Source organism: Pseudomonas sp. SORGH_AS_0199 (assembly GCF_031453735.1).
Classification (GTDB): Bacteria; Pseudomonadota; Gammaproteobacteria; order Pseudomonadales; family Pseudomonadaceae; genus Chryseomonas; species Chryseomonas aestiva.
Genome location: NZ_JAVJAE010000001.1, coordinates 461,917 through 486,871, shown reverse-complemented (window position 1 = coordinate 486,871; position 24,955 = coordinate 461,917). Strand labels below are relative to the sequence as shown.

Genomic DNA, 24,955 nt, shown 5'->3' with positions numbered 1-24,955 from the left:
CCGGGAGAACCGCGATGCTCAACGGGTTGTGGCTGGGCTTCTTCATCGTTGCCGGGATCAGCGCCTTCGGCCAGTGGCTGGTGGCCGGCAACACCGGGGTGTTCGCCGCCATGGTGGAGAGCCTGTTCGCCATGGCCAAGCTGTCGGTGGAGGTCATGGTGCTGCTGTTCGGCACCCTGACCCTCTGGCTCGGCATCCTGCGCATCGCCGAGAAGGCCGGGCTGGTGGACGCCCTGGCGCGATTGCTCGGGCCGCTGTTCGCCCGGCTGATGCCCGAGGTGCCGCGCGGCCATCCGGCGCTGGGGCTGATCACCCTCAACTTCGCCGCCAACGGCCTGGGCCTGGACAACGCCGCCACGCCCATCGGCCTCAAGGCCATGCGTGCCCTGCAGGAGCTCAATCCCAGCAGCACCACGGCGAGCAATGCGCAGATCCTCTTCCTGGTGCTCAACGCCTCCTCGCTGACACTGCTGCCGGTAACGGTGTTCATGTACCGCGCCCAGCAGGGCGCCACTGATCCGACCCTGGTATTCCTGCCGATCCTGCTCGCCCATACCTGCGCCAACCTGGTCGGGCTGTTCTCGGTGGCCTTCATGCAGCGGCTGAAACTCTGGGATCCGGTGGTGCTGGCCTGGATCGGCGGGGGCGCCCTGGCCTTCGGCGCCTTCGTCGCCTTTCTCTTCACCCTGACCGCCACTGCGCTGGCCGGGTTGTCGTCGCTGCTCGGCAACCTGACCCTGTTCGGCATCATCCTGGCGTTCATGATCCTTGGCGCCCTGCGCAAGGTGCCGGTCTACGAAGCCTTCGTCGAAGGCGCCAAGGAAGGCTTCGACGTCGCCAAGTCGCTGTTGCCCTATCTGGTCGCCATGCTCTGCGCGGTGGGCGTGCTACGCGCCTCCGGCGCCCTGGAAGCCATCCTCGAAGGCGTTCGCCATGCGGTGACCTTCTTTGGCTGGGACACCCGCTTCGTCGAGGCGCTGCCCACCGCGCTGGTCAAGCCCTTCTCCGGCAGCGCCGCCCGCGCGCTGCTGATCGAGACCATGCAGACCCATGGCGTGGACAGCTTTCCGGCGCTGGTGGCGGCGACCATCCAGGGCAGTACCGAGACCACCTTCTATGTGCTGGCGGTGTACTTCGGCGCGGTGGGCATCCAGCGCGCCCGCCACGCGGTGGGCTGCGCCCTGCTGGCGGAGTTCACCGGGGTCACGGCGTCGATCCTGATCTGCTACTGGTTCTTTGGCTGAGCCTTGGGTTCCAGGTCGACCATCCAGTCGTCCTGCACCATGCGCCGCTGGCGGCGCGAGGTCAGTTGCTGGGTCTGCCAGTCTTCGGCGATCAGTGCGCAGTAGTGGCCGTCGTGCTGGCCCAGGCGAAAGCGCCGGCGTACTCCAATGGGATCGTGATCCGAACCATAGAAGGCGACCGCGCGGATCTCCAGGCCCTCGAATACCCAGCCCTCGGGCGGCCGGTGGTTTTCCAGGGTCAGGCCGTTGTGCTCGGCGGCGCGGCGGATCAGACCCTGGAAGGTACCGATGTGGGTGAAGTCACCGGTGTTGAGCGGACCCTGGTGGGTCGCCTCGCCCAGCACCAGATCGGGGTCGAAGTCATCCTGGCCGCTCTCGCGGATGTCGGTGACATCGGTGTAGAGCGTCTCGCGATTGGTCTTGAGGATCACCGTGAGCTGGTTGATGAACACCGGCTCGGCGCTCATGTTGGACAGCAGGCAGAGGGCACCCACGCCCTTACCGGCGCCGCGGTTGATGATCAGCCGCGGCTGGCGCTGGCGCTTGTAGTTGTTGAGCAGGAGCTGCGCATAGAGCACCCAGACGCCCAGGGTGCAGCACTGGGCGAAGAGCGTGAGGACTTGGGAATTGTCTTTCAACCACTGGAACATGGGGGCACTTCGCTGGAAGGAGTGACCATCGGAAATACCGTTCGGGCTCCAGGTTCCACCGCTTCGCTGAGCAAAGGGCAGCGCTGAGAACATCGCCACAGCTCGGGCGTCCAAGCCTGAGAGGTCATCACGCCAAGGAAAATCGCCATGCTGCGTCTATCGCTACTCTGCTGCGCCGCCCTGCTGAGCACCGCCGTGCGGGCCGAACCCCTGTCCTGCGACCAGCTCAAGGCCGACATCGAGGTCAAGATCCAGTCGGCCGGGGTGACCGCCTATACCCTCGAAGCGGTCCCCAATGCCGAGGTGCGCGATCCCAACATGGTGGTGGGCAGTTGCGCCAACGGGACCTACAAGATCCTCTATCAGCGCAACGACTGATCCCCGACCCGGGGGACAGACCGTTCATCCGCTGGATACTTGTACAGTTCCGCCTGGCTTAGTACTGTTTGCGCATACAGTATTTAGCCAAGAGGGTAATGCCATGTCGCCGTTCGCCCGGATTCGCCAAGCTCTGTCCCTTGCCCAGCCCGCACCGCGCTGGATGGAACGCGAGGATTTCCTGCGCATGAGTCGCCAGCTGCGCGAGCAGAAGAGTCGTCCGCCCGTGGTCCGCACCCAGGACCGCAGCCAGGACGACTGGCTCAGCGTGCCCGCCTAGCGGTCCATTGCCTGACCGTGCTGGCCGCCTGGCCAGTCGCGGGTCAGAAGGGCGAGCAGATGCCTCGTTCGGAACTCACCAGTTCGCGCGGGCCGTCGTAGAGGGTGATCTCGCCCTGACCGAAGGTGTTCTCGGCTTCCAGGCGATAGCGCCGGCCGGCCTGGAAGTCCGCGTAGTCCAGTTCCAGATAGCACTGGATCTGCAGCGGTTCCCGCCAGCCGAAGCGCGAACCGAAGCCACCGCCGCCATAGAGTTCGTAGCGATAGCTCACCTTGAGGCTGTGGCTGCCGGGGGTGAGCTGGAAATAGCGGCCATCGTCGAGACGCCTGCCGTCCTGGGACTCGGCCAGCAGCGAAGCGCCTACCGCGGATTCGCGCAGCACCAGATCGACCCATGCCTGATGGGGATCCACAGGGGGCAGCGGCGTGGTGCAGCCGCCCAGCAGTAGCAGCAGAGGGACCAGCAGGCGCAGACGCATGGACGGCGACTCGCGGCAGGGAGATCAGCCGAGTCTACACGTCGCCGCAACGACTGGCAGTGCTGCGCGCCACTTCCTGGTTGCGCTCGTCATAGAGGCGCGCCCAGGGCCGCCAGCCGGTCTGGCCGGCTTCCAGGCGATAGCGCTCGCCCGCGGCGAAGGCCTTGTAGTTGAGGGTCACCAGGCAGGTGCGCGCCAGCGGATCGGCCACCTGGGCGCCGATGTTGGTGGGCTGCACCTCGAACTGGTAGCGTACCTGCAGATCATGGCTCCCTGGCCAGACCTGGAAGTAGCGTTTGTCTTCGAGATCCTTGCGATCGGCGCGCAGGGCTTCCAGCCTGGCCTTGCCATCGCTGTCCAGATCGATCCAGGCCTGTGCCGGATCGGGCTTGGGCAAGGGCCACAGGGAACAGCCACCTAGGAACAGCACAGGCAACAGCAGGCACAGTCTACGCATGACGGCTACAACTCCGGGCAGGGAAGGGCGCGCCACCCAGCCAGGCACCCTGCCTGCGCAACGCACGAGCCGCTGGCTGGCGCTGCTGTCCCTCGTGATCGGACTGAGCGGTTGTACCTCGGTCGGGTACTACGGCCAGATGGTACAGGGCCAGTGGGCGCTGATCCGTGATCGCGAGCCCATTGCGACGGTCGTCGCAGATCCGGCGCGCCCCGCTGTCCTGCGCGAACGCCTCGCCGCCGCGGCGGCGGCCCGCCGCTTCGCCAGTGCCGAACTGGCCCTGCCGGACAACGCCAGCTATCGCAGTTTCGTCGAACTCAAGCGGCCCTTCGTGCTGTGGAATGTCTTCGCCACCGCCGAATTTTCCACCCAGCCCACCACCCACTGCTTTCCCATCGCCGGTTGCGTGGCCTATCGCGGCTACTACCGGGAAGCCAAGGCCCGAGCCGAGGCGCAGCGGCTGCAGGCGCAGGGCCAGGACACCTATGTCGGTGGCGTGCCGGCCTATTCGACGCTGGGCTGGTTCAGCGATCCGCTGCTCAGCAGCATGCTGCGCTGGGACGACGACCAGGTGGCGGCCACGATCTTCCACGAGCTGGCGCACCAGCGTTTCTATCTGCCCGGCGATACCGCCTTCAACGAGTCCTATGCCACCTTCGTCGAGGGCGAAGGCCTGCGGCAATGGCGCGCCAGTCGCGGCCTGCCACCCGATACGGGGCGCGAAGCCCGCTATCAGCAATTCCGCGCGCTGCTGCTGACCACTCGCGCAGACCTGGCCAGGCTCTATGCCCAGCCATTGACGACCGCGGCCAAGCGCGCGGCCAAGGCCCGGCGCTTCGCGCAGCTGCGCAGCGATTACCAGCGGCTGCGCGCCACCCCGGCCTGGCGTGACGATCGCCGCTTCGATGGCTGGATGAGCCAGCCGCTCAACAACGCGCGGCTGGTGCCCTATGGTCTGTACGAACAGTGGGTGCCGGCCTTTGCCGCCCTCTATCGACAGCACCCGGGCAACTGGCCGGCGTTCTTCCAGCGGGTACGGCTATTGGGCGAGCGGCCGGCGGCCGAGCGTGAGCAGGCGCTCAAGGCGCTGCTCGACCAGGCGACACCGCAGCCCTAGCGCGGTGCCCGCCAGTTGGACCAGGCGGCGACCAGACCCAGCGTTGCCGCCAGGGCCAGCCCCAGCCGCGGGGCCAGGCTGTTGTCCAGATGCAGCAGCAGCGCCAGGGCCGCGGCGCCCAGGGCCATGCCGGTCTGCCGCGCAGTGGCCTGGACGCCGCCGGTGGCGCCGTTGCGCCCGGCCGGGGCGGCGGTGAGCATGATCCTGTTGTTGGGTACCTGGAAGAAGCCGAAGCCGATGCCGCCGAGGATCAGGCAGGGGATCAGCAGGGCGGTCGAGCGCTCCAGCGGCATCACCGCTGCCGCCGCCAGCCCCAGGGCGATGCCCAGACCGCCGAGCATGCACAGCCGCTGCGGCGGATGGCGGTCGGCCAGGCGCCCGGCCACCTGCGCCGATACAGCCACGGTGAGCGGCCAGGCCAGCATCAGCAGGGCGACCTGCAAGGGCACCAGCCCGAGCTGGTGTTGCAGATAGAAGGGCAGGGCGAGAAAGCAGAGCATCTGCGCGGCAAAGGAACAGACCGAAGCCAGCACCGAGTGACGCATGGCTGGCAGTCCCAGCAGGTCCACCGGCAGCAGGGGCGCCGGCAGACCGCGCTCGCGGCGTACCAGCAACAGCAGACTGGCCGCGGCCAGCAGCAGCAGGCCTACGCCCTGCAACGGCGCGGCGCCGAGGCGTTCGAGACCGCCGATGCCGGCGCAGAACAGCAGGGCGTTGAGCAGCACGCTGAACGGATCGAGGCGGCGCTGCGCACGGGGACTGTCGGGCAGGTTGTGCACCAGCAGTGCGATCAGCATCGCCACGGGCACATTGACGGCGAACAGCCAGGGCCAGCCACCCAGCGCCAGGATGGCCGCCCCCAGGCTGGGCGCAGCAGCCGATCCCAGAGCCACGCAGAGGGCATTGATGGCGATGCCACGACCCAGCCGGTCGCGCGGATAGGAGAGTCGGACGATACCGGCGCTGACGCACATGATGGCGGCGGCGCCCACCCCCTGCAGCGCCCGTGCAGCCACCAGGCTGGCGAGATCCGGCGCCAGGGCGCAGCCCAGGGAGGCCAGGCCGAAGATTCCGACCCCGGCCGTGAAGACCGGGCGCAGGCCAAGACGCTCGGCCACTGCGGCCAGGGGAAACAGCAGGGCGACCAGACTTAGCTGATAGGCGCTGACGATCCAGACCGCCGCGGCGGCCGAGACGTCCAGGGCCTCGGCGATGCTGGGCAGCGCCAGGTTGGCGATGCCGCTGTCCAGCACCGTCATGCTGATGGCCAGTAGCAGGGCGGCGACGGCGCGATAGCGGCGTGGCGGGGGCAGGCCGTCGGTGACGGCGGCGGTGGTACTCAATCCTCGACCTTCACGTGCTGGTCGCTTTCGCCAAGCTTCCAGTAGCCGGCCGCCTTGACCCAGTCCCGCGGCAATCCCTTGGCCAGCAGCGCCTGGCGCGCGGCACGGGCTTGCGTGGCTTCACCGGCGATCCAGGCATAGCCTTCGCCCGCGGGCAGCTCCAGCTGCTCCAGGGCCTGCACCAGGGCATTGGCCCCGGTTTCGCGATAGACCCAGCGGATCTCGGCGGCGGCGGCCGTCGACAGGGCGATCTCCAGGCCCGGACGCGCCACTTCGGCGACGACCTGGACCCGGACGCCGGCGGCCAGCTGCTCCAGGCGGCGGGCGATGGCGGGCAGGGCAGTCTCGTCGCCGGCCAGCAGGTACCAGTCGAAGTCCTCGGGCGGCACCAGGGCGCCCTTGGGGCCGCCGATGATCAGCTCGGCACCGGGCTGCGCCTGACGCGCCCAGGTGGTCAGCACCCCGGCTTCATGCAGATAGAAGTCGATGGCCAGTTCGCCATGGGCGGCATCGTAGTGGCGCGGCGTGTAGTGTCGACCCACCAGCTGCTCGGCGCTGGCGGCGCGGATCGGGGTGGTGTCGGCGGGGACGAACAGCTTCACGTGCTCGTCGAAGGCCGCGCTCTGGAAATCGGCCAGGTCGCTGCCACCAAAGGTCAGGCGCAGCAGGTCGCCACCCAGGTCTTCGCGGCGGACGACGGTCGCCCAACGTCGCTTGAGGTCGAAGCGCACACGCTGGAAAAGGTGAGGGGCACTGGCATCGCCCTCGCGGCTGTGAAAAGATGTCGCCATTGCAGAGGTACCATTCATTGAGGTTCCTCACTATATTCGAGGTAAGCAGCTTTCATGTCAACCGCCGCCGCCATTGCCGAAGCCCTGATGGATCTGAAACGGCAGATGCGCCAACAACTGGATGAGACCCTCAAGGCCTCCGGACTCTCCTTCGCCCGCTATAAGGTGCTCAAGGTGCTGGAGCGCCTGGGACCCTGCCGTCCGGGCGAGGTCGCCGAACAGCTGCGCCATGCGCCCCGTACCCTGACCGATGCCTTCGACGCCCTGGAGCGCGACGGCCTGGTCCGTCGCGAACCCCATCCCCAGGACCGCCGGGCGCTGCTGGTCCATCTGACCGAGCAGGGTCGCCAGGCGCTGGACCAGGCCCAGGTGCCGCGTACCCAGGCGCTGGAAGCGGTCTTCGCGCCGCTGGATGCCAGCGAGCAGGCGCAGTTGCTGGCCTATCTGGAGCGGGTTCGCATCCGCAATTGAGTCGCGGGCGAACTCCCTGTCGGTCGTTGCGCTCGAAAGAGACACCCTATTGAGGAGAGCCTGCCATGACTGACCAGCGTTCCGATGCCCACCTGGGCAAGACCCCGCCCAACGAACCCGCTCTCGATGAGGCGGGCCGTCCGGTGGATGTGGTGAAAAAGGACATGGAGCAGCCGGAATCGACGCCGACCGATGCCATCGACAAGGTCATCACGCCGACCGACATCAAGACCAAGGAGCAGGAAGCCGAAGCGCTCAAGCGCAAGACCGCCGAGGTCGAGCGCAAGCTGGAGCGCTGATGCTCCACGTGGAACCTCGGGTCGCCGAGGTTTCCATCGGCTCGGCAGGCGCGGTCGGCCATAGCGGCAGCCATGCCCTGTCATAGCGATATTGCACTGGCCCCTGTTGGACTGGATTCCTAATCTGGGCGTTGATCGTCATCAATTCAAGGAGCGCTCTTGGACCAGGCCACCTTCATCGAGCAACTCGCCCGCGAGGGCTTTCAGCCACCGGTGCTGGTCGAGCGCGAAGCCCTGGGCAGCCTGGAAGCCCATGCGCATCCCTTCGAAGCGAAGGCGCTGGTTATCGAAGGCGAACTGCGCATTCGCACGGCAACGGGCGAGCGTTGTTATGCGGCAGGGGAGGTCTTTCACCTGGCCGCCCATGAGCCTCACTCAGAAGTCTTCGGCGCCCAGGGCGTGCGCTATCTGGCGGGTCGGCGACCGGCCTAGCCTTCGCTGTCGTTCTTCTCGATATCCTTGCGCTGGCGGTTGAGGATCACGCAACCGTAGACACCGCCGCCCAGCAGCAACAGGGCGAGGATGGAAAACAGGGTCATGAAGATGGAGTCGTTCATCGTGCTCTCCGAAAGCGGGGTCGGAGCAGTCTAGCGAGTCGCGAAGTTCCCGGCGAACGAGCTCTGGAACAGGGTGTTGCCGATGCCTGGGCGGCACCGGCAGCCACCTGTGACCCTTAACCTTCGAGCGTGGCGTTCAGGTTGATCTTGGCACCCTTGAGCACCTTGGACACCGGGCAGCCTTCCTTCGCCTGATTGGCGATGGCGGTGAACTGCTCCTGGGTGGCACCGGGGATCTTGGCCTTCATGGTCAGATCGATGGTGGTGATCTCGAAGCCGTCGCCGACCTTGTCCAGGGTCACATCGGCCTTGGTCTCGATCCGCTCGGGGGTCAGACCGTTCTGGCCCAGCAGCATGGAGAAGGCCATGGAGAAGCAGCCAGCATGGGCCGCGCCGATCAATTCTTCGGGGTTAGTGCCTGGCGTGCCTTCGAAACGGGTGTTGAAGCCGTAGGCATTGTCCTTGAGCGCGCCGCTCTCGGTGGAGATATGGCCTTTGCCATCCTTCAGACCGCCTTGCCAGACCGCGGAAGCATATTTCTTCATGGAGCATCTCCAGTTGTTAGGTACGAATCCATCTAGAACAAGCCAGCAGCCGGTAAGTTCGTTGCAGTCGATCCGGGACCGCCATGGTCAACTCTTTTCGACCACCCCTGGAGGCCCCCATGAACTACCGCAATCTAGGCCGTACCGGTCTGAAGATATCGCCCCTCTGCCTCGGCTGCATGACCTACGGCGTCCCCGAGCGCGGCAATCACCCCTGGACCCTGCCGGAAGACCAGAGCCAGCCGCTGCTGAAGAAGGCGCTGGATCTCGGCATCAACTTCTTCGACACCGCCAACAGCTACTCCGACGGCACCAGCGAAGAGATCGTCGGCCGCTTCCTCAAGGCCAATGCCGTGCGCGAGGAAATCGTGCTGGCGACCAAGGTGTACTTCCCGCTGCGCGACAAGCCTAATGTCGGCGGCCTGTCGCGCAAGGCCATCTTCGCCGCCATCGACGCCAGCCTGCAGCGCCTGGGCACCGACTATGTCGATCTTTACCAGATCCATCGCTGGGACTATCACACGCCCATCGAGGAGACCCTGGAAGCCCTGCATGACGTGGTCAAGGCCGGCAAGGCGCTGCACATCGGGGCCAGCAGCATGTACGCCTGGCAATTCGCCAAGGCGCTGCACACCGCCGAGCGCCATGGCTGGACGAGATTCGCTACCATGCAGAACCACGTCAATCTGCTCGCTCGCGAAGAGGAGCGGGAGATGCTGCCGCTGTGTCGCGATGCCGGCATCGGCGTGATCCCCTGGAGTCCGCTGGCCCGTGGCCGCCTGACCCGTGACTGGGACGCCAGCACCGCGCGCACTGAAAGCGATGCCTTCGGCAAGACGCTCTATACCGCCAGCGAGGAATCCGATCGGCAGATCGTCGCCGCCGTGGCGCGCATCGCCGAAGCCCGCGGCGTGCCGCGTGCCCAGGTGGCCCTGGCCTGGCTGCTGCAGAAGCCGGGCATCGACGCGCCCATCGTCGGCGCATCCAAGCCGCAGCATCTGGAGGATGCAGTGGCGGCGCTGGAACTGCAGCTGAGCGAGGAAGAGATCAGTGCCCTGGAAGCGCCCTATGTGCCGCATCCGGTGGTGGGATTCAGCTGAGGCGGGGCCTGCCTTTACCCCGGCCCGCTCCCGTAGGGAGAGGGGGAAAAGCGCATCGGTGCGGTTGGATGAGCGCTGGTGCCCCAGGCCTCCAGAGCTTGCCGCGATCTTTGAAGTGAGGAGTTTTCAGGCGTACCCGAATCTCACCTTACAAAGACGAGGGCCGCTCTGCTTCCCTCTCCCTGAGGGAGAGGGGCCGGGGTTGAGGGCGTCCGGACTCAGGCGTACTGGTCGGCGATCTGGCGTTCGGCGCTGGCCAGGGCCGCGCTCTTGGCTTCGTCGCCATAGGCCAGGCCTTCGGCGCGGACGATCTGGACATCGGTGATGCCGAGGAAGCCCAGCAGCAGCTTCAGATAGTCTTCGTGGGCGATACCGGTGGGCTTGCCGGCATGGATGCCGCCCGCGGTGGCGACGATGATCGCCTTCTTGTCGCCACACAGGCCTTCCGGACCGGCTTCACCATAGCGGAAGGTGGTGCCGGCCACGGTGATGCGGTCGATCCAGGCCTTGAGCTGGGTCGGGATGGTGAAGTTGTACATGGGCGCACCCAGTACCAGTACGTCGGCGGCAAGGAATTCCTGCAGGGCGCGGGCATTGCGCTCGGCTTCGTCACGTTGCTCGGCGCTGCGCTGTTCGGCCGGGGTCGCACCGGCAGCCAGACTGGCGGCGGAGAAGTGACCCAGGGAATCGTGGGCGAGGTCATGGTAGCTGACCTCGAGGCCTGGCGTAGCGGCCTTGAGGGCACCGACGACCTTGGCAGTCAGGGCCCGGGAGGCGGAATGATCACCCAGGATGCTGGAATCGATGTGCAAGAGTTTCATGGCGGTAGTCCTATGGGGTTCGACGCGATGAGCCCAGACTACCGATAAGACGATCGGCTGATTAGTCGCCTAGAATGCGATGCTTCGTCCCATGGATAGGACAATCGCCCATGCAAGACCTCAATGATCTCGCCTACTTCGCCAAGGTGGTGGAAGCCGGGGGTTTCGCTGCCGCCGGGCGCCTGCTGGGCGTTCCCAAGTCGCGGCTGTCCCGGCGCATCGCCGAACTGGAGACCCGCCTGGGGGCGCGGCTGCTGCAGCGCACCACCCGTACCCTGACCCTGACCACTCTCGGCGAGCGCTACCTGGTGCACTGCCAGGCGCTGCTGCGCGAGGCGGAGAGCGCTGCCGAAACGGCGGCCAGTCTGTCCAGCGAACCCCGTGGACCGCTGCGGGTATCCTGCCCGGTGGCCCTGGCCCAGGACTACCTGCCCGACGTCGTCACCCGCTTCCTGCAGCGCTATCCCCTGGTGCAGCTGGAGCTGGTGCTGGTCAATCGGCGGGTGGACGTGGTCAACGAGGGCCTCGACGTGGCCCTGCGGGTAAGGGACGTCGACGACGTGGAGCCGGGGCTGATCGTGCGCCGCCTGCGCCAGGCCTCCGGGGTGCTGGTGGCCGCCCCCGCCTTTCTCGTCGGTCGCCAGCTGGATGCGCCGGAAGCCCTGCTGGGGGTCCCGCTGCTCGGCGCCCTGGAGCTGGATCGCCGGGTGCACCTGCGTATGGTCGGTCCCGCCGGCCAGCGCCGCGAACTGGTGCTGGAAGCCCGACTGGGCATCGACGACTTCAGCGTACGCAAGACCGCCGCCCTGGCGGGCCTTGGCTACACGATGCTGCCGCTACTCTATTGCGAGACCGAACTGGCCGAGGGTCGCCTGCAGCGCCTGCTGCCGGACTGGTCGCTGCCCGGCGGCCACCTGCAGGCCGCCTATGCCCACAGGCGCGGCCAGTTGCCGGCGGTACGCGCCTGGCTGGAGCACCTGGAGGACAGCTTTCGCGATCAGGGCGGGATGCCGGTCTAGATCACCGTCGCCCAGGCCGAGGCGAGCAGCAGCACCGCCATCCCCAGGTTGAAGCCGCGCCAGGCGCGGGTCGATTTCAGGCCATGCGCCGCGACCCGGCCAAGCAGCGCCCAGAGGCCCAGGCAGGGTACGGACACCAGCAGGAACACCAGGGCCAGCACCAGCACCTGCCGCCAGAGATCGGCACCGGGTTCGGCGTAGACGGTCACCACCGCCAGCGCCATGCTCCAGCTCTTGGGGTTGAGCACCTGCAGCCCGGCGGTACCCCCAAAGCCCAGGCGGGCACCGTCATCCGCCACCGCGGGCGCGCCGGCGCGGGCCAGTTGCCAGGCCAGCCAGCTCAGCCAGAGCACTCCGGCCCAGGCCAGGCCGCGCTGCCAGTCCGGATGGTGCGCCAGGGTCTGGCCGAGACCGAAGCCCACCACCAGCACCAGGGCCACCGCGCCCAGGCTGCCGCCCAGCACCAGCGGCAAGCTGGCCCGGGCACCGTGGCGGGCGCTGTGGCCGAGGATGAGCACATTGGTCGGTCCGGGGGTGATGGAGGCGACCAGGGCGAACAGCAGGAAGGGCAACAGGGACATGGGAGACTCCTGGAAGGACTGAGCCACCAGGGTCGCAAGCCTTGCCGCTAGCGGTCTGGAAGATTCGAGCAGCGCGCGCGATAGGCCGCCGGGGTCAGGCCATAGGCGCGGCGGAACCAGCGACCCAGGTGACTTTGGTCGGCGAAGCCCAGGGCGGCGGCGGTCTCCGCCGGCGACAGGCCGTCGGCCAGCAGGCGGCGCGCCCGCGACAGGCGCAGCTGCACCAGATAGGCATGGGGCGCCAGCCCAAAGGCCGCCTTGAAGGCGCGGGTCAGGCGGAATCTGTCGACGCCAGCGGCCTGGGCCAGTTCCTCCAGACCGATGTCCTCGTGGTGATGGGCCTGCAGGAAGTCGCGGGCGCGCAGGGCCACCTGGGGCAGCCGTGGATCACCGGCCTGGGGCGCCCGCCATTGCAGCTGCGGCAGGAGGCGCAGCAGCAGGGCATCGAGGGCGCTTTGGCGGACGATGCGCAATTCCGGACGACTCAGGACCTCATGGGCCCAGGCCACGGCGCGATGCAGCTCGGCCTGCGCCACCAGGGTCCGGGCGAAGCCGGGTTCGCCCAGGGGGCGGCCGTCGCCATGCAGCCCCTGCAGCTCGCGCGCCAGCCACTGGGGATCGAGATAGAGCATGGAATAGGTGAAGCCCTCGGCCTCCGGCGCCTGGCCGTCGTGCAATTCACCGGGCTCCAGCAGGAAGACCTGGCCGGGGGTGCTCAGGTGGCGCTGACCACGGCAGTGGAATTGCTGCAGGCCCTGCTCGGTGTAGCCCACCAGATAGGCGTCGTGCCAGTGCGGGTCATAGGCATGGCCCTCGAAATGAGCGCGCAGGGTCTCGATGCCGGTCTCGGCGTCCTGCTGCAGCTGGATCCAGTGATCGTCGGCCATGGCGAGAGAAGGGGGCTTTCGGGCCTTTCAGTCTAGTCACTGACCTGAGGTCGGTCTGGAAGATTCGTGCAGCCTAGTGGGGTGTTTCAGAAGTTCGCGCAAGAATTGGCGAGTGATTTTTTTGCGGTTCGGCGTTCCGACTTGGGCTAGGCGACGCGACGAGTCATAGCAGGGCTATGGCGAGGAGTGGCAACGCCGCTCAAGCCGAAAAAGCGCCGCCAAAATTGTGCAGTTGACTTCTGAAACACCACACTAGCGTCCCAGCCGCGCGGGCAGCTCCTGCGCCAGATGGCGGATCAGTTCGGACAGTCGGCGCGGCACGTGGCGCTGCTGGCGGTGCACCGCATAGATGGCCGCCGCCGAGGCCTCATGATCGGTCAGCAGCGGCACCAGGGCGCCGCTGGCGATCAGCTCGGCCACGTCCCATTCCGATCTCAGGATCAGCCCGTGGCCCTCCAGCGCCAGGCGCACCACCACCTCACCATCGTTGCTGCTCAGGCTGCCGCGGACCTTCTGGGCGAAATGCTCGCCGTCCCGGGTGAAGCGCCAGACGGCGTAGTCGCCCGCGTCCTGGCGCAGCACCAGGCAGTTGTGCCGCGCCAGGTCGGCCACGCTTTCCGGCACGCCGGCCCGGGCCAGGTAGGCGGGGGCAGCGCAGAGCAGGCGGCGGTTGTCCAGCAGGCGATGGGCGATGACCCGGGCGTCCGGCGGTTCGCCGACGCGGATGTCCAGGTCGAAGGGACCGTCCAGCAGATTCACCGGATGGCTGGAGAGGTACAGGTTGAGCTCAAGTTCGGGATGGCGGCGGGCGAAGTCCGACAGCAGCGGCGCCAGGTGCCGGCGGCCGAAGCCGAAGGTGGCGTTGAGATTGAGCACCCCGGCGAGAGGCGCATCGGGTCGGCCGACCGCGGCTTCCAGGTCTTCCAGCTGGGTCAGCAGCGGGCGTGCGCCTTCCAGATAGCGCAGGCCTTCCGGGGTCAGGTCCAGGCGCCGCGTGGTGCGGCGGATTAGCTGCACGCCCAGCCGGCGCTCCAGGGCGGTGAGTCTCTTGCTCACCGCCGCCAGCGACAGACCCAGTTCCCGGGCGGCGGCGGTCAGGCTGGGATGGCCAGCCAGGCGGACGAAGAAGGCAAGGTCATCGGTGGACAAGATTCTTGATCCCAGGTTAAGAATGGCTTTCCCTGGAGCGGGATTGTACGCCTCCGGCACGAGACTACACTGGGTCCATCCCATCCAGACTGCCGGAGAAAGCCCATGCAAGCGTCCAAGCCCCACAAGATCGCGGTCATCGCCGGCGACGGCATCGGCAAGGAAGTCATGCCCGAGGGCATCCGCGTGCTGGACGCCGCCGCCCGCCGCTTCGGCATCGAACTGCAGTGGGATCACTTCGACTTCGCCAGCGCCGAGTACTACCAGGCCCATGGCAAGATGCTGCCGGACGACTGGTTCGAAACGCTCAAGGGTTACGATGCCCTCTACTTCGGCGCCGTCGGCTGGCCGGACGTGGTGCCCGACCACATTTCCCTCTGGGGTTCGCTACTGCAATTCCGCCGCCGCTTCGACCAGTACGTCAACCTGCGCCCCTGCCGGTTGATGCCCGGGGTCAAGGCGCCCCTGGCCAATCGCCAGCCCGGCGACATCGACTTCTATGTGGTGCGCGAGAACACCGAGGGCGAGTATTCCAGCGTCGGCGGCATCATGTTCGAAGGCACCGAGCGCGAGGTGGTGATCCAGGAAACGGTGATGACCCGTCACGGCACCGACCGCATCCTCAAGTTCGCCTTCGACCTGGCCCAGCAGCGGCCACGCAAGAAGCTGACCTCGGCTACCAAGTCCAATGGCATCGCCATCACCATGCCTTGGTGGGACAGGCGCGTGGAGGAGATGGGCAAGGCCTATCCGGACGTGGCGGTGGACAAGTTCCACATCGACATCCTCACCGCCAACTTCGTCCTGCATCCGGACTGGTTCGATGTGGTGGTGGCCAGCAACCTGTTCGGCGACATCCTCTCCGACCTGGGCCCGGCCTGCACCGGCACCATCGGCATCGCGCCCTCGGCCAACATCAATCCGGAGCGCACCTTCCCCAGCCTGTTCGAGCCGGTGCACGGTTCGGCGCCGGACATCGCCGGGCGGGGCATCGCCAATCCCATCGGCCAGATCTGGTGCGGCGCCATGATGCTGGAGCACCTCGGCCATGCCGAGGCCGGCGCCGCCGTGGTGGCGGCCGTCGAGGCGGTACTGCGCCAGGGGCCCGAGCAGGCGCCCCTGACCCGCGACCTCGGCGGCCAGGGCACCACCGAAAGCCTGGGCCAGGCCATCGCCGCGGCCCTGGCCTGAGATGGACGGCTTCTTTGCGGGCTTCGAACAGCGGCGGCTGGATGTAGACGGCGTCGAGCTCAATTGCCGCGTCGGCGGCCAGGGCCCGGCGCTGCTCCTGCTCCACGGCCATCCGCAGACACTGGTCATGTGGCACAAGGTGGCACCGCGGCTGGCCGAGCGCTTCACCCTGGTGGCCGCCGACCTGCGCGGCTATGGCGACAGCGCCAAGCCCGAAGCGGGCACCGAGGCGTACAGCAAGCGTACCCTGGCGCGGGATAACGTCGCGCTGATGCGGCTGCTGGGCCACGAGCGCTTCGCCGTGCTGGCCCACGACCGCGGCGCCCGGGTCGCCCATCGCCTGGCACTGGATCATCCCGCGGCGGTGGAGCGGCTGATGCTGCTGGATATCGCGCCGACCCTGGCCATGTATCGGCAGACCGACGAGGCCTTCGCCCGGGCCTATTGGCACTGGTTCTTCCTGATCCGCCCGGCGCCGTTGCCCGAGCGGTTGATCGAAGCCGATCCGGAAGGCTATCTCAAGGGCGTGATGGGTACCCGCAGCGCCGGCCTGGCGCCCTTTCCCCCGGAGGTGCTGGCCGAATACCTGCGCTGCCTGAGCCTGCCCGGCACCGCCCGTGGCATCTGCGAGGACTACCGCGCCAGCGCCGGGATCGACCTGGCGCATGACCAGGCCGACCTGGATGCCGGGCGCCGGCTGGAATTGCCGCTGCGGGTGCTCTGGGGCGCCGAAGGCACCGTGGGGCGCTGCTTCGATCCGCTGGCCGAATGGCGCCAGGTGGCCACCCAGGTCAGCGGGCGCGCCTTGCCGGGTGGCCATTACCTGGCGGAAGAATTACCGGAGCTGGTCGCAGACGAGGCCCTGGCCTTCCTGGGTTGAGTCAGCGGATGCAAAGGACTGTTGCGTCACCTGGCTGTAACAAAGTGTGACGTTATCGAGGTCAAGTGGGTCTATTCGTGAAGTTTTCGTGAAAAGAGACCTCGATGAACGCTCCACTCTTCCCTTCCACCTGGCAGTGGCGCCGCCTGGCGCTATGCCAGGGGCTGGCTCTGGGCCTGCTGCTGCTCTGGCTGATCCCTGACGTTCGGAGTCAGTTGCTGGCCTTCGACGCCGGGTTGTTCCACGCCCTCAATGCCCCGCTGGCGCAGTCCAGCGCCTGGCTCTATCTCTGGACCTTTTTCAGCCTGCGACCAGTGGATGCCCTGGTCGGCCTGATCCTGCTGGCGCTGCTGGTCCGGGGCGACTGGGCCTATCCGGCCCGGCAGGTACGGCCAGCGCTGGCGGCCTTCGTCGGTCTGCTGGTGATCCTGCTGATCGTGCGCACCCTGCTGACCAAGGGCATCGAAGCCTGGGGTTTGCAGCATTCCAGCCCGTCCGATGTGCTCGCCGATGCTTATCTGCTCAGCGATCGCTTTCCCAGGCTGGAGCACGGCTGGGAGTTGAAGGACAGATCCGGCGCCAGCTTTCCCGGCGACCACGCCTCGGTGCTGCTGCTCTGGGCGCTGTTCATGGCGCATTTCACCCGCGGCGGACGCCGCCTGGTAGTGGCCGCGCTGGCCGTGCTGTTCATGCTGCCGCGGCTGGTGGCCGGCGCCCACTGGGGCTCGGATGACTATATCGGCGGTCTGGCGCTGGCCCTGGCCGTCATCAGCCTGGGCCTGCACACGCCGCTGGCGGCCGTCTTCGCTCGTCAGGGTGAGCGCCTGCTGACACCTCCGTTGCGGGGCCTGGGACGGTTGCCGCTGCTGGGCCGGCTGAGTCTGCTGCGGCCCTAGGGTTCGCTAGGCACGCGTCGGGGCCAGGGCCGGCAGCAATTGCTGGTCGATGGCCTGGCGCACCGCCGGCAGCAGCGCCGCGCTGCCCGATAGCAATTCCTGGATCAGTTGCCGCAAGACCTGGGCGCGTTCCTGGTTGAGGCCCGTCACCGCCTGGCGACAGGCCTCGTCCGCGGTCGCCGCGGGCGTCACATTGAAACCCAGCGCACGCAGGCGGTCGCGGAAGTCGTCCTGGTCGATCAAGTCGGCGATCATCATGGTGCTGCCCTCTCCGGTGGAATGCCTGGATTCTCCCACTGGTGTCGCAGACGGCAAGCCGGGCTGGCGTCGCCGCATAGCCGGATGTCGTTTTTGGAAAGCGCCTCGCCCCCCGCCCAGGCAATGTAGATTTATTACGACGCCCTGCCCGGACAATCTGCCGCAGGGTCAAGAGTGAGGTTCGCCGTTAGAATGGTGCCTATCAACGACATTTTCCGGTTGTTCGCCACCAGAGTCGAGCAACCCCCGGTTACACACTGAGGCCCATCAGGGCGTTTGAACCTCTTCCGTCTCCAGCGGTTGAGGTTTTTTTTTGTCTTTTGCCAGGTCAGCGGCGGGCAGGGTGGCCAATTCGCCAGCGAGAAAGCGCTCCAGGGCCTCGCGCAGGGCCTCGGCCCGCCGGCCCCGCGCGCGCAGGGCGCCATGCAACAGACCGGCACCTTGCCACAGGCGACAGGGCGTCCGGCCGCCACGCAGGGCAGCGGCATAGGCGCGGCCGTGGTCGGCCAGGGGATCGCGCTGGGCCACGGCGACCAGGGCCGGCGCCAACCCGCTGAAATCGCCAGCCTGCAACGGCAGGGCGAGAGGCTCGCGGCGCTCCGCCGGGTGGGGCAGATAGTTGTCCAGACACGCCCGCCAGTCGACGGCGCTCAGCAATGGAGCCTGGGCTTGCCGGCGTTCGCTGGGCAGCATCCGTGCGGTCAGCGCGGGATAGATCAATGCCTGGGCCCGCGGCTGGGCACGCCTCTGCTGCCGCAGCGCCAGGCACAGGGCGGCAGCGAGAGTGCCGCCGGCACTGTCGCCGGCCACCGCCAACCGGGTCGGGTCCAGCCCCAGGGTCAAGGCTTGCTGCTGCAACCAGTCCCAGGCCTGGCAGGCATCGTCCAGGGCGGCGGGATAGGGGTGTTCGGGCGCCAGGCGGTAGTCCACCAGCAGCACCGCCAATCCCAGTCGTCGCGCCAGCCGTGCCGCGAGAAAGCCATGGGAATCCAGGTCGCCGAGCATCCAGCCGCCGCCGTGCAGATAGAGCAGGGCGGGGCGGCCAGCAGCGGACTCCCGCGGCGCCACCAACCGCACTGGTACGGCGCCGGCGTGGTGATCGCTGACCGCCAGGCCCTTGTAGTCGGCCGGCGCCAGGGCGGCGCAGAGTCGCGCATAGGCCTGGCGCTGTGCCTGGAGGTCCGGATCGATGGTGGCGAAGGCCTGGCTGGCCGCGACGAAGGCGGCCATGTCCGCCGACAGCGGCGGCGCCTTCATAGGCGGGGCGGGGGCAGGCCGATGACCCGCCCGACATGCTCCGGCCAGGGCTCGTCCCGCTGCGCCGCCAGCCGGGTCGCCAGCCAGTCGTGGACCCGTGGCGCGAAGGGCGCGGAGCGGGGGCCGTCCAGGTGGACGTGCAGCAGCAGTTGCTCGGAGGCGGCCAGCAGGTCGGCCTGGCCCTGGTGATGGAGGCCGAAGTGCAGGTGCAGCCCGCTTGGCGTCCAGCGCCAGGAATCTCACCCGCACCTCCAGCCGGGCATCCGCCTTCACCTCGTGGAGGAAATTGAGGTGGCACTCCAGGGTGAACAGCGAGTGCCCGCTGGCGGCGCGGCCGGCGGCGTCCAGGCCCATGGCGTCCATCAGGGCGTCGCTGGCGTGGCTGAAGATCAGCAGGTAGTAGGCGTCGCGCAGATGGCCGTTGTAGTCGACCCACTCGGGCGCGACCGTGGTGCGATGGATGATCATGGCCGCTCCTAGTCCCGAATCCCGTGGCGCGTCTTGCAGTCGGCGATGGCCGCCTGCACCGCCAGCAGGCAGTCATCGCGATAGCGCTCCAGCGCCGCCAGTTCCAGATCGCCCTGCTGGGCCTGGGTCCCCTCGACCACGGCGTCGATCAGGCCATCGGTCAGCTCCGGGGCTTCCAGGTAGGTCCAGGGCAGCTTCAGCGCCGGGCCGAATTGCTGCATGAAGTGGCGCATGCCGGCCGGGCCGCCGGCCAGGGTGTAGGTCAGGAAGGTGCCCATGAACGACCAGCGCAGGCCGGCGCCGTAGCGGATGGCGTCGTCGATCTCGCCAGTGGTGGCGACGCCGTCGTTGACCAGATGCAGGGCTTCGCGCCAGAGCGCTTCGAGCAGGCGATCGGCGATGAAGCCGGGCACCTCCTTGCGCACCCGCAGCGGTCGCATGCCCAACTCGCGATAGAAGGCCTCGGCGCGCTCCAGGTTGGCCGCCGAGGTCTGGCGGCCACCCACCACCTCCACCAGCGGCAGGAGATAGACCGGATTGAACGGATGGCCCACTAGGCAGCGCTCGGGGTGCAGCGCCTCGGCATAGAAGTCGCTGGGCAGCAGGCCCGAGGTGCTGGAGCAGATCAGGGCATCGGGTCGTGCCGCCCGGCTGACCCGGGCATGCAGTTCGCGCTTCAGCTCCAGGCGTTCGGGGGCGCTTTCCTGGATGACGTCGGCATCGGCCACCGCGGCGTCCAGGTCGGTATGGAAACTCAGGCGCTCCAGGCTGGCACCGGCTGCCAGGCCCTGGGCTTGCAGGGCCGGCCAGGCATTGGCCAGGCGGGTGCGCAGGGCGGCTTCGGCGCCGGGCGCCGGATCCCAGGCACGGACATCCAGGCCGCGGGCCAGGGCGCGGGCGATCCAGCCGGCGCCGATCACGCCGGTGCCGAGGGCGGCGAAGACGGCGCTCATCGGGCACCTCCCAGTTGCATGCGGTCGCGCCCTTCGGCGGGGCTCAGGGCGCGACCGCCCAGGCGTTCGATGATCTGGATGACCCGCTCCACCAGACTGCCGTTGGTGGCGTGGACGCCACGGTCCAGCCAGAGATTGTCTTCCAGGCCGACGCGGACGTTGCCACCCAGCAGCATGGCCTGGGCAGCCATGGGCATCTGCATCCGGCCGATGCCGAAGCCGGCCCAGCAGGCGCCCGCCGGCAGGTTGTCGACCATGGCCTTCATGGTGGTGGTATCGGCCGGGGCGCCCCAGGGAATGCCCAGGCACAGCTGGAACAGCGGATCCTTCAGCAGCCCCTCCTTGAGCAGCTGCTTGGCGAACCAGAGGTGGCCGGTGTCGAAGATCTCCAGCTCGGCCTTCACCCCCAGTTCGGTGATGCGCCTGGCCCCGGCGCGCAGTTGCGCGGGGGTAGAGACATAGATGAAGTCGCCGTCGCCGAAGTTGAGGGTGCCGCAATCCAGGGTGCAGATGTCCGGACGCAATTCCTCGACATGCAGCAGGCGGGTGAGGGGACCGACCAGGTCCGAGCCGGGGCCGAAGTCGGTGGGCGTCTCGCCCGGGCCGATCTCCAGGTCGCCGCCCATGCCGGCGGTGAGGTTGATGACGATCTCGGCGTCCGCCTCGCGGATGCGCTCGACCACCTCGCGATAGAGGGCCACGTCGCGACTCGGCTTGCCGGTGGCGGGATCGCGCACATGGGCGTGCACCACGGTGGCGCCGGCGCGGGCCGCTTCCAGGGCGGCGGCGGCGATCTGCGCCGGGGTAACGGGGACATGGGGATTGCGGCCTACGGTATCACCGGCGCCGGTCAGGGCGCAGGTGACGATGACATCGGTGTTCATGGGGTCTGTCCTTGGGCGATCAGAGCTTGAGAGCGGCGGGCTGGCCGGTACGGGTGGTCACGCCCTGGAGAAAGGCGTCGAGGCGTTGCGGGTTGTTCTTGAGCCAGGCGCGGGCGGCGTCCTTGGGCGCGATGCGCTCCAGGATGGGCGCCATCACGGCACTGACCTCTGCGCTGTCCATGTGCAGATTGCTGAGCAGGCGCTGGACGTTGGCGCAGCGCTGCGGATAGTCGGCGGTGGTAACCACCGAGACCGTGGCCTGGCCTTCGTTGGGGCCGAAGACGTCTTCGCTGCCGGTCAGGTAGCGCATCTTGATCTGCAGGTTCATCGGGTGCGGCTTCCAGCCGAAGAAGACGATCCATTCCTTGCGCTTCTCGGCGCGGCGCACGGCGGTGAGCATGCCCGCCTCGCTGGACTCCACCAGCTGGAAGTCCTTGAGGCCGAAGCGGTCGGTCTTGATCATCTCGGCGGTGCCACGGTTGGCGCCGCTGCCCGGCTCGATGCCGTAGATCTTGCCGCCGAGCTTGTCCTTGAAGCGGGCGATGTCGGCAAAGGTCTTCAGGCCGCCCTCGTAGACGTACTCGGGCACCGCGAAGGTGGACTGGGCATCGGCCAGCAGCGGCGGGGTCAGCACCTTGACCTGGCCCTTGTCGACGAAGGGCTGCACCACCGGCTGCATGGTCGGCTGCCAGTAGCCGAGGAACACGTCCAGATTCTTGTCACCCATGGCCGCCATGATGATCTGCTGGGAGGCAGTGGTCGGCTTCACGCCGTAGCCGAGGCCTTCGAGCATGACCTCGGCCAGGGCACTGGTGGCGACCACGTCGGTCCAGCCGACGATGCCCATCCGCACCGTCTGGCAGCTGTCGGGATCGGCGGCACGAGCGCTGCCGAGGGTGGCGGCCAGCAGGCCGCAGGCGAGGAGGGTGGTGCTGAGGGTCTTGTTGGGCATGGCGAACTCCCTGGGGCGGCGGGCGGGGATGACTGCCGGTTGCCTTCTACCCTAGGCGCCTCGCCCGGCCGCCATGTGCAGCCCGACGACCGGAATTTGCACCCTGGCGACCTTCTTGCTTGCCCAAGCCAATCGTTACCTAGGACGCCCCACCCATGCCGCAGTCCTTTGCCTTTCTCCTGCTGCCCGGCTTTTCCGCCCTGGGCTTCATCGCCACCCTGGAACCCCTGCGGGTGGCCAACCGCTTTCGTCCGGGCAGCTATGGCTGGCGCATCCTCGGTCGCGAGGGCGCGGCGGTGACCGCCAGCAACGGCATGTCGGTCAATGTCGACGGCGGCCTCGACGCCCTGGAAGCGGGCACCACCCTGTTCGTGGTGGCCGGTTTCGAGCCTCTGGCCCATTACGACGACGGCCTCGCCGGCTGGCTGCGCCAGGTCGCCCGCCACGGCCATCCCCTGGGCGGCATCGACACCGGTGCCCTGGTGCTGGCCCGCGCCGGACTGCTGGACGGGCACCGGATCACCCTGCACTGGGAGGCGGTGGCGGCCTTTCGCGAAGCCTGGCCGCAACTGGAAGTGACCGGCGAGCTGTTCGAGATCGACCGCGGTCGCATCACCTGCGCCGGCGGCACGGCCAGTCTCGACCTGCTGCTGGAGCTGATCGGCCGCAGCCACGGCAGCGCACTGGCGGTGCAGGTCTCCGAGCAATTCGTGCTCGGGCGCATCCGCCCGCCGCGCGAGCACCAGCGGCTGCAGGTGGCGCAGCGCTACGGCATCGCCAACCGCAAGCTGATCCGGGTGGTGGAGCGCATGGAGCGCCATACCGAGACACCCCTGGGCACCCTGGAACTGGCCGCCGGCATCCAGGTGACCCGCCGCCAGCTGGAGCGGCTGTTCCGCCTCCATCTGCAGACGACCCCCTCCACCTTCTATCTGCAGCTGCGCCTGGACCGGGCGCGCCAGCTGCTGCAGCAGGGCGAGGCCAGTGTGCTGGACGTCGCCCTGGCCTGCGGCTTCGAGTCCGCGTCCTATTTCTCCCGCTGCTACCGCCAGCGCTTCGGCCTGAGTCCGCGGGAAGACCGGCCGCACCGGTCGTCGGCGCCGGAGTCCGCGGCGGCGGTCGCGGGCCTGCCGCCGGGGTAGGCCGATCCGGTCACTGACGCTTCTGGTGATACCCCTGTCGTTTTTGCATCCGGTCGGCCAGGACCCCGGGGCTATGCTGGCCTCGAATCGCCGGCACCCGTTCCGGCGCGAGACCAACGCCGGAGCCTGTCATGAATGCCACCGAACTCCACGCCGACAGCATCGTCATCGACGGGCTGATCATCGCCAAGTGGAACCGCGAACTCTTCGAAGACATGCGCAAGGGTGGCCTGACCGCCGCCAACTGCACCGTCTCGGTATGGGAGGGCTTCCAGGCGACGGTCAACAACATCGCGGCGAGCCAGAAGCTGATCCGCGAGTGCAGCGATCTGGTGGTCCAGGTACGCACCACCGCCGAGATCCGCCAGGCCAAGGCCCAGGGCAAGACCGGCATCCTGTTCGGCTTCCAGAACGCCCATGCCTTCGAAGACCAGATCGGCTACGTCGAGATCTTCAAGCAGCTCGGCGTGGGCATCGTGCAGATGTGCTACAACACCCAGAACCTGGTGGGCACCGGCTGCTACGAGCGCGACGGCGGTCTGTCCGGCTTCGGCCGCGAGATCGTCGCCGAGATGAACCGCGTCGGCATCATGTGCGACCTCTCCCACGTCGGCTCCAAGACCAGCGAGGAAGTCATCCTCGAATCCAAGAAGCCGGTCTGCTACTCCCACTGCCTGCCGTCCGGCCTGAAAGAGCATCCGCGCAACAAGTCGGACGCGGAACTCAAGTTCATCGCCGACCACGGCGGCTTCGTCGGCGTGACCATGTTCGCCCCCTTCCTGGCCAAGGGCATCGACTCGACCATCGACGACTACGCCGAGGCCATCGAGTACGTGATGAACCTGGTGGGCGAAGACGCCATCGGCATCGGCACCGACTTCACCCAGGGCCATGGCCATGACTTCTTCGAGTGGCTGACCCACGACAAGGGCTACGCCCGTCGCCTGACCAGCTTCGGCAAGATCGTCAACCCGCTGGGCATCCGCACCGTGGGCGAATTTCCCAACCTGACCGAGACCCTGCTCAAGCGCGGCATGCCCGAGCGCACCGTGCGCAAGGTCATGGGCGAGAACTGGATGCGCATCCTCGGCGAAGTCTGGGGCGAGTAGTGAATACCTCTGGAGCCTACTGCGCACACCGCTAGCGGCGTCGCGTCCTCGCGCCCGGTTCGCCGTACCTCGGTACTGCTCTCACCTGGCGCTGCGGGGCTCCTTGCCAGCGGCGCGCTCGCTACGGCTCCACAGGCCTTCACCCACACCTTTTTTTAGATACGTATTAGCGAATCGGAGCTCCACACATGGCCAGCCACGCCCCCGAAATGCCCATCCAGGTCGACGACGAAACCGGCGTCTGGACCACCGACGCCCTGCCGATGCTGTACGTACCCCGGCACTTCTTCGTCAACAACCACATGGGCATCGAAGAAGTCCTGGGCGCCGACAAGTACGCCGAGATCCTCTACAAGGCCGGCTACAAGTCCGCCTGGCACTGGTGCGAGAAGGAAGCCGAATGCCATGGCATCCATGGCGCCGCGGTGTTCGAGCACTACATGAAGCGCCTGTCGCAGCGCGGTTGGGGCCTGTTCGAGACCCAGAAGCTCGACCTGGACACCGGCTACGCCGAGGTCAAGCTCAAGCATTCCGCCTTCGTCTACGTCTACGGCAAGGTCAATCGCAAGGTGGACTACATGTTCACCGGCTGGTTCTCCGGCGCCATCGACCAGATCCTGGCCGCCAAGGGCAGTGCCATCCGCACCGTCACCGTCCAGGAATACAGCGGTTCCGAAGAAGGCCACGACGACGGCCTGTTCGTCACCCGGCCGAAGTAACGCCGCGCCCCCGGGTGGCCGCCGACCCGCTCGCCGCCACCCCAGCGACACCCCAGAGCAAGAGCGCGGCTCAAGACCG

General features: G+C 67.7%; 31 protein-coding genes and 1 pseudogene. 15 read left to right on the top strand and 17 right to left on the bottom strand.

Translation table 11 applies throughout. From position 1 onward, the window contains the following. Positions 1 to 14 precede the first annotated feature (14 nt). Complete coding sequence (locus QE444_RS02335; protein ID WP_208693405.1) at positions 15 to 1,244, top strand: nucleoside recognition domain-containing protein; 1,230 nt, start codon at positions 15 to 17, stop codon at positions 1,242 to 1,244. Here the strand turns inward: QE444_RS02335 and QE444_RS02330 are convergent. Continuing rightward, positions 1,226 to 1,894: a hypothetical protein gene (locus QE444_RS02330; RefSeq protein WP_133860293.1), complete on the bottom strand. Its 669-nt coding sequence runs from the start codon at positions 1,892 to 1,894 to the stop codon at positions 1,226 to 1,228. The two genes, QE444_RS02335 and QE444_RS02330, sit on opposite strands and share 19 nt — an antisense overlap. Before the next feature lie 147 nt (positions 1,895 to 2,041). Between QE444_RS02330 and QE444_RS02325 the strand changes: the two genes are divergently transcribed. After that, the gene (locus QE444_RS02325; RefSeq protein ID WP_133860294.1) at positions 2,042 to 2,272 is read left to right on the top strand and encodes a DUF1161 domain-containing protein; all 231 of its coding nucleotides are present in this window, start codon (positions 2,042 to 2,044) and stop codon (positions 2,270 to 2,272) included. A 103-nt stretch (positions 2,273 to 2,375) separates the two neighbouring features. Beyond that, positions 2,376 to 2,552, top strand: a complete 177-nt coding sequence (locus QE444_RS02320) for a hypothetical protein (RefSeq protein WP_166655878.1) — start codon at positions 2,376 to 2,378, stop codon at positions 2,550 to 2,552. Positions 2,553 to 2,595: 43 nt separating this feature from the next. Here the strand turns inward: QE444_RS02320 and QE444_RS02315 are convergent, their stop codons facing one another. Beyond that, the gene (locus tag QE444_RS02315) at positions 2,596 to 3,030 is read right to left on the bottom strand and encodes a hypothetical protein (RefSeq protein ID WP_187980692.1); all 435 of its coding nucleotides are present in this window, start codon (positions 3,028 to 3,030) and stop codon (positions 2,596 to 2,598) included. Positions 3,031 to 3,064: 34 nt separating this feature from the next. After that, complete coding sequence (locus QE444_RS02310; protein ID WP_309737283.1) at positions 3,065 to 3,487, bottom strand: hypothetical protein; 423 nt, start codon at positions 3,485 to 3,487, stop codon at positions 3,065 to 3,067. Between QE444_RS02310 and QE444_RS02305 the strand changes: the two genes are divergently transcribed. Further along, the gene (locus QE444_RS02305) at positions 3,486 to 4,604 is read left to right on the top strand and encodes an aminopeptidase (RefSeq protein WP_309737282.1); all 1,119 of its coding nucleotides are present in this window, start codon (positions 3,486 to 3,488) and stop codon (positions 4,602 to 4,604) included. The two genes, QE444_RS02310 and QE444_RS02305, sit on opposite strands and share 2 nt — an antisense overlap. On the opposite strand, the gene QE444_RS02300 is transcribed toward QE444_RS02305, so the two are convergent. After that, positions 4,601 to 5,947, bottom strand: coding sequence for an MFS transporter (locus tag QE444_RS02300; protein WP_208693409.1), 1,347 nt, complete (start codon positions 5,945 to 5,947; stop codon positions 4,601 to 4,603). The two genes, QE444_RS02305 and QE444_RS02300, sit on opposite strands and share 4 nt — an antisense overlap. Then, the gene (locus QE444_RS02295) at positions 5,944 to 6,738 is read right to left on the bottom strand and encodes a siderophore-interacting protein (RefSeq protein WP_309737281.1); all 795 of its coding nucleotides are present in this window, start codon (positions 6,736 to 6,738) and stop codon (positions 5,944 to 5,946) included. Before QE444_RS02295 ends, QE444_RS02300 begins: the two co-directional genes overlap by 4 nt. 54 nt (positions 6,739 to 6,792) lie before the next feature. Here QE444_RS02295 and QE444_RS02290 point away from each other — a divergent pair, with 54 nt between their 5' ends. From QE444_RS02290 to QE444_RS02280, 3 genes are all read left to right on the top strand, one after another. After that, entirely contained in the window at positions 6,793 to 7,209 is a 417-nt protein-coding gene (locus tag QE444_RS02290) for a MarR family winged helix-turn-helix transcriptional regulator (protein WP_044341206.1), read from the top strand. Between the two features lie 65 nt (positions 7,210 to 7,274). Next, positions 7,275 to 7,508, top strand: coding sequence for a hypothetical protein (locus QE444_RS02285; RefSeq protein ID WP_187980687.1), 234 nt, complete (start codon positions 7,275 to 7,277; stop codon positions 7,506 to 7,508). Positions 7,509 to 7,667: 159 nt separating this feature from the next. Further along, positions 7,668 to 7,940, top strand: coding sequence for a cupin (locus QE444_RS02280; RefSeq protein ID WP_309737278.1), 273 nt, complete (start codon positions 7,668 to 7,670; stop codon positions 7,938 to 7,940). Here the strand turns inward: QE444_RS02280 and QE444_RS02275 are convergent. Beyond that, on the bottom strand, positions 7,937 to 8,065 hold the full coding sequence (locus QE444_RS02275) for a hypothetical protein (RefSeq protein ID WP_260175707.1): 129 nt from the start codon (positions 8,063 to 8,065) through the stop codon (positions 7,937 to 7,939). The two genes, QE444_RS02280 and QE444_RS02275, sit on opposite strands and share 4 nt — an antisense overlap. Positions 8,066 to 8,181: 116 nt before the next feature. Next, positions 8,182 to 8,610, bottom strand: coding sequence for an OsmC family protein (locus QE444_RS02270; RefSeq protein ID WP_309737277.1), 429 nt, complete (start codon positions 8,608 to 8,610; stop codon positions 8,182 to 8,184). 119 nt (positions 8,611 to 8,729) lie between these two features. On the opposite strand from QE444_RS02270, the gene QE444_RS02265 reads away from it, so the two are divergent. Next, on the top strand, positions 8,730 to 9,710 hold the full coding sequence (locus QE444_RS02265; protein ID WP_208693412.1) for an aldo/keto reductase: 981 nt from the start codon (positions 8,730 to 8,732) through the stop codon (positions 9,708 to 9,710). A gap of 218 nt (positions 9,711 to 9,928) precedes the next feature. On the opposite strand, the gene QE444_RS02260 is transcribed toward QE444_RS02265, so the two are convergent. Continuing rightward, positions 9,929 to 10,531, bottom strand: a complete 603-nt coding sequence (locus QE444_RS02260) for an FMN-dependent NADH-azoreductase (RefSeq protein ID WP_280310269.1) — start codon at positions 10,529 to 10,531, stop codon at positions 9,929 to 9,931. Between the two features lie 110 nt (positions 10,532 to 10,641). On the opposite strand from QE444_RS02260, the gene QE444_RS02255 reads away from it, so the two are divergent. Continuing rightward, positions 10,642 to 11,550 (top strand): LysR family transcriptional regulator, encoded by a 909-nt coding sequence (locus QE444_RS02255; RefSeq protein WP_282280817.1) that lies wholly within the window; start codon positions 10,642 to 10,644, stop codon positions 11,548 to 11,550. Here QE444_RS02255 and QE444_RS02250 read toward each other — a convergent pair. The 3 genes from QE444_RS02250 to QE444_RS02240 form a co-directional block, all read right to left on the bottom strand. Further along, positions 11,547 to 12,131, bottom strand: coding sequence for a LysE family translocator (locus QE444_RS02250; RefSeq protein ID WP_309737276.1), 585 nt, complete (start codon positions 12,129 to 12,131; stop codon positions 11,547 to 11,549). The two genes, QE444_RS02255 and QE444_RS02250, sit on opposite strands and share 4 nt — an antisense overlap. Before the next feature lie 47 nt (positions 12,132 to 12,178). Then, entirely contained in the window at positions 12,179 to 13,018 is an 840-nt protein-coding gene (locus QE444_RS02245; protein WP_282280818.1) for an AraC family transcriptional regulator, read from the bottom strand. 252 nt (positions 13,019 to 13,270) lie between these two features. After that, positions 13,271 to 14,167: a LysR family transcriptional regulator gene (locus QE444_RS02240; RefSeq protein WP_263258534.1), complete on the bottom strand. Its 897-nt coding sequence runs from the start codon at positions 14,165 to 14,167 to the stop codon at positions 13,271 to 13,273. 105 nt (positions 14,168 to 14,272) lie between these two features. On the opposite strand from QE444_RS02240, the gene QE444_RS02235 reads away from it, so the two are divergent. From QE444_RS02235 to QE444_RS02225, 3 genes are all read left to right on the top strand, one after another. Beyond that, positions 14,273 to 15,358 (top strand): tartrate dehydrogenase, encoded by a 1,086-nt coding sequence (locus tag QE444_RS02235; RefSeq protein ID WP_282280819.1) that lies wholly within the window; start codon positions 14,273 to 14,275, stop codon positions 15,356 to 15,358. 1 nt (position 15,359) lies between these two features. Continuing rightward, positions 15,360 to 16,238, top strand: a complete 879-nt coding sequence (locus QE444_RS02230) for an alpha/beta fold hydrolase (RefSeq protein WP_282280820.1) — start codon at positions 15,360 to 15,362, stop codon at positions 16,236 to 16,238. Positions 16,239 to 16,342: 104 nt separating this feature from the next. Beyond that, positions 16,343 to 17,134 (top strand): phosphatase PAP2 family protein, encoded by a 792-nt coding sequence (locus tag QE444_RS02225; protein WP_280310283.1) that lies wholly within the window; start codon positions 16,343 to 16,345, stop codon positions 17,132 to 17,134. A 6-nt stretch (positions 17,135 to 17,140) separates the two neighbouring features. Here the strand turns inward: QE444_RS02225 and QE444_RS02220 are convergent, their stop codons facing one another. The 6 genes and pseudogenes from QE444_RS02220 to choX form a co-directional block, all read right to left on the bottom strand. Continuing rightward, the gene (locus QE444_RS02220; protein WP_064309107.1) at positions 17,141 to 17,392 is read right to left on the bottom strand and encodes a hypothetical protein; all 252 of its coding nucleotides are present in this window, start codon (positions 17,390 to 17,392) and stop codon (positions 17,141 to 17,143) included. A 267-nt stretch (positions 17,393 to 17,659) separates the two neighbouring features. After that, on the bottom strand, positions 17,660 to 18,649 hold the full coding sequence (locus QE444_RS02215; RefSeq protein WP_405046399.1) for an alpha/beta hydrolase: 990 nt from the start codon (positions 18,647 to 18,649) through the stop codon (positions 17,660 to 17,662). After that, positions 18,646 to 19,117 (bottom strand): annotated as a pseudogene (locus QE444_RS02210) (thioesterase family protein). Before QE444_RS02210 ends, QE444_RS02215 begins: the two are co-directional and overlap by 4 nt. An 8-nt stretch (positions 19,118 to 19,125) precedes the next feature. Then, positions 19,126 to 20,070 carry an L-carnitine dehydrogenase gene (locus QE444_RS02205; RefSeq protein ID WP_280310292.1) on the bottom strand — a complete coding sequence of 315 codons (945 nt, stop codon included), beginning with the start codon at positions 20,068 to 20,070 and terminating at the stop codon, positions 19,126 to 19,128. Continuing rightward, complete coding sequence (locus QE444_RS02200; RefSeq protein WP_058791816.1) at positions 20,067 to 20,954, bottom strand: 3-keto-5-aminohexanoate cleavage protein; 888 nt, start codon at positions 20,952 to 20,954, stop codon at positions 20,067 to 20,069. Before QE444_RS02200 ends, QE444_RS02205 begins: the two co-directional genes overlap by 4 nt. Before the next feature lie 19 nt (positions 20,955 to 20,973). Then, the gene (gene choX / locus QE444_RS02195; protein ID WP_280310296.1) at positions 20,974 to 21,906 is read right to left on the bottom strand and encodes a choline ABC transporter substrate-binding protein; all 933 of its coding nucleotides are present in this window, start codon (positions 21,904 to 21,906) and stop codon (positions 20,974 to 20,976) included. A gap of 155 nt (positions 21,907 to 22,061) precedes the next feature. Between choX and QE444_RS02190 the strand changes: the two genes are divergently transcribed. The 3 genes from QE444_RS02190 to QE444_RS02180 all read left to right on the top strand — a co-directional run bounded on the left by QE444_RS02190 (position 22,062) and on the right by QE444_RS02180 (position 24,876). Next, positions 22,062 to 23,048 carry a GlxA family transcriptional regulator gene (locus QE444_RS02190; protein WP_309737275.1) on the top strand — a complete coding sequence of 329 codons (987 nt, stop codon included), beginning with the start codon at positions 22,062 to 22,064 and terminating at the stop codon, positions 23,046 to 23,048. 131 nt (positions 23,049 to 23,179) lie between these two features. After that, positions 23,180 to 24,157: a dipeptidase gene (locus QE444_RS02185; RefSeq protein ID WP_017641587.1), complete on the top strand. Its 978-nt coding sequence runs from the start codon at positions 23,180 to 23,182 to the stop codon at positions 24,155 to 24,157. Between the two features lie 188 nt (positions 24,158 to 24,345). Next, positions 24,346 to 24,876, top strand: coding sequence for a DUF5943 domain-containing protein (locus tag QE444_RS02180; RefSeq protein WP_007160248.1), 531 nt, complete (start codon positions 24,346 to 24,348; stop codon positions 24,874 to 24,876). The last annotated feature ends 79 nt before the right edge of the window (positions 24,877 to 24,955 follow it).

Coding starts and splice junctions, on each gene's coding strand:
- QE444_RS02335 (WP_208693405.1), top strand. CDS start 15: ATGCTCAACGGGTTGTGGCTGGGCTTCTTCATCGTTGCCGGGATCAGC.
- QE444_RS02330 (WP_133860293.1), bottom strand. CDS start 1,894: ATGTTCCAGTGGTTGAAAGACAATTCCCAAGTCCTCACGCTCTTCGCC.
- QE444_RS02325 (WP_133860294.1), top strand. CDS start 2,042: ATGCTGCGTCTATCGCTACTCTGCTGCGCCGCCCTGCTGAGCACCGCC.
- QE444_RS02320 (WP_166655878.1), top strand. CDS start 2,376: ATGTCGCCGTTCGCCCGGATTCGCCAAGCTCTGTCCCTTGCCCAGCCC.
- QE444_RS02315 (WP_187980692.1), bottom strand. CDS start 3,030: ATGCGTCTGCGCCTGCTGGTCCCTCTGCTGCTACTGCTGGGCGGCTGC.
- QE444_RS02305 (WP_309737282.1), top strand. CDS start 3,486: ATGACGGCTACAACTCCGGGCAGGGAAGGGCGCGCCACCCAGCCAGGC.
- QE444_RS02310 (WP_309737283.1), bottom strand. CDS start 3,487: ATGCGTAGACTGTGCCTGCTGTTGCCTGTGCTGTTCCTAGGTGGCTGT.
- QE444_RS02295 (WP_309737281.1), bottom strand. CDS start 6,738: ATGGCGACATCTTTTCACAGCCGCGAGGGCGATGCCAGTGCCCCTCAC.
- QE444_RS02290 (WP_044341206.1), top strand. CDS start 6,793: ATGTCAACCGCCGCCGCCATTGCCGAAGCCCTGATGGATCTGAAACGG.
- QE444_RS02285 (WP_187980687.1), top strand. CDS start 7,275: ATGACTGACCAGCGTTCCGATGCCCACCTGGGCAAGACCCCGCCCAAC.
- QE444_RS02275 (WP_260175707.1), bottom strand. CDS start 8,065: ATGAACGACTCCATCTTCATGACCCTGTTTTCCATCCTCGCCCTGTTG.
- QE444_RS02270 (WP_309737277.1), bottom strand. CDS start 8,610: ATGAAGAAATATGCTTCCGCGGTCTGGCAAGGCGGTCTGAAGGATGGC.
- QE444_RS02265 (WP_208693412.1), top strand. CDS start 8,730: ATGAACTACCGCAATCTAGGCCGTACCGGTCTGAAGATATCGCCCCTC.
- QE444_RS02260 (WP_280310269.1), bottom strand. CDS start 10,531: ATGAAACTCTTGCACATCGATTCCAGCATCCTGGGTGATCATTCCGCC.
- QE444_RS02255 (WP_282280817.1), top strand. CDS start 10,642: ATGCAAGACCTCAATGATCTCGCCTACTTCGCCAAGGTGGTGGAAGCC.
- QE444_RS02250 (WP_309737276.1), bottom strand. CDS start 12,131: ATGTCCCTGTTGCCCTTCCTGCTGTTCGCCCTGGTCGCCTCCATCACC.
- QE444_RS02245 (WP_282280818.1), bottom strand. CDS start 13,018: ATGGCCGACGATCACTGGATCCAGCTGCAGCAGGACGCCGAGACCGGC.
- QE444_RS02235 (WP_282280819.1), top strand. CDS start 14,273: ATGCAAGCGTCCAAGCCCCACAAGATCGCGGTCATCGCCGGCGACGGC.
- QE444_RS02230 (WP_282280820.1), top strand. CDS start 15,360: ATGGACGGCTTCTTTGCGGGCTTCGAACAGCGGCGGCTGGATGTAGAC.
- QE444_RS02225 (WP_280310283.1), top strand. CDS start 16,343: ATGAACGCTCCACTCTTCCCTTCCACCTGGCAGTGGCGCCGCCTGGCG.
- QE444_RS02220 (WP_064309107.1), bottom strand. CDS start 17,392: ATGATGATCGCCGACTTGATCGACCAGGACGACTTCCGCGACCGCCTG.
- QE444_RS02215 (WP_405046399.1), bottom strand. CDS start 18,649: ATGAAGGCGCCGCCGCTGTCGGCGGACATGGCCGCCTTCGTCGCGGCC.
- QE444_RS02205 (WP_280310292.1), bottom strand. CDS start 20,070: ATGAGCGCCGTCTTCGCCGCCCTCGGCACCGGCGTGATCGGCGCCGGC.
- QE444_RS02200 (WP_058791816.1), bottom strand. CDS start 20,954: ATGAACACCGATGTCATCGTCACCTGCGCCCTGACCGGCGCCGGTGAT.
- choX (WP_280310296.1), bottom strand. CDS start 21,906: ATGCCCAACAAGACCCTCAGCACCACCCTCCTCGCCTGCGGCCTGCTG.
- QE444_RS02190 (WP_309737275.1), top strand. CDS start 22,062: ATGCCGCAGTCCTTTGCCTTTCTCCTGCTGCCCGGCTTTTCCGCCCTG.
- QE444_RS02185 (WP_017641587.1), top strand. CDS start 23,180: ATGAATGCCACCGAACTCCACGCCGACAGCATCGTCATCGACGGGCTG.
- QE444_RS02180 (WP_007160248.1), top strand. CDS start 24,346: ATGGCCAGCCACGCCCCCGAAATGCCCATCCAGGTCGACGACGAAACC.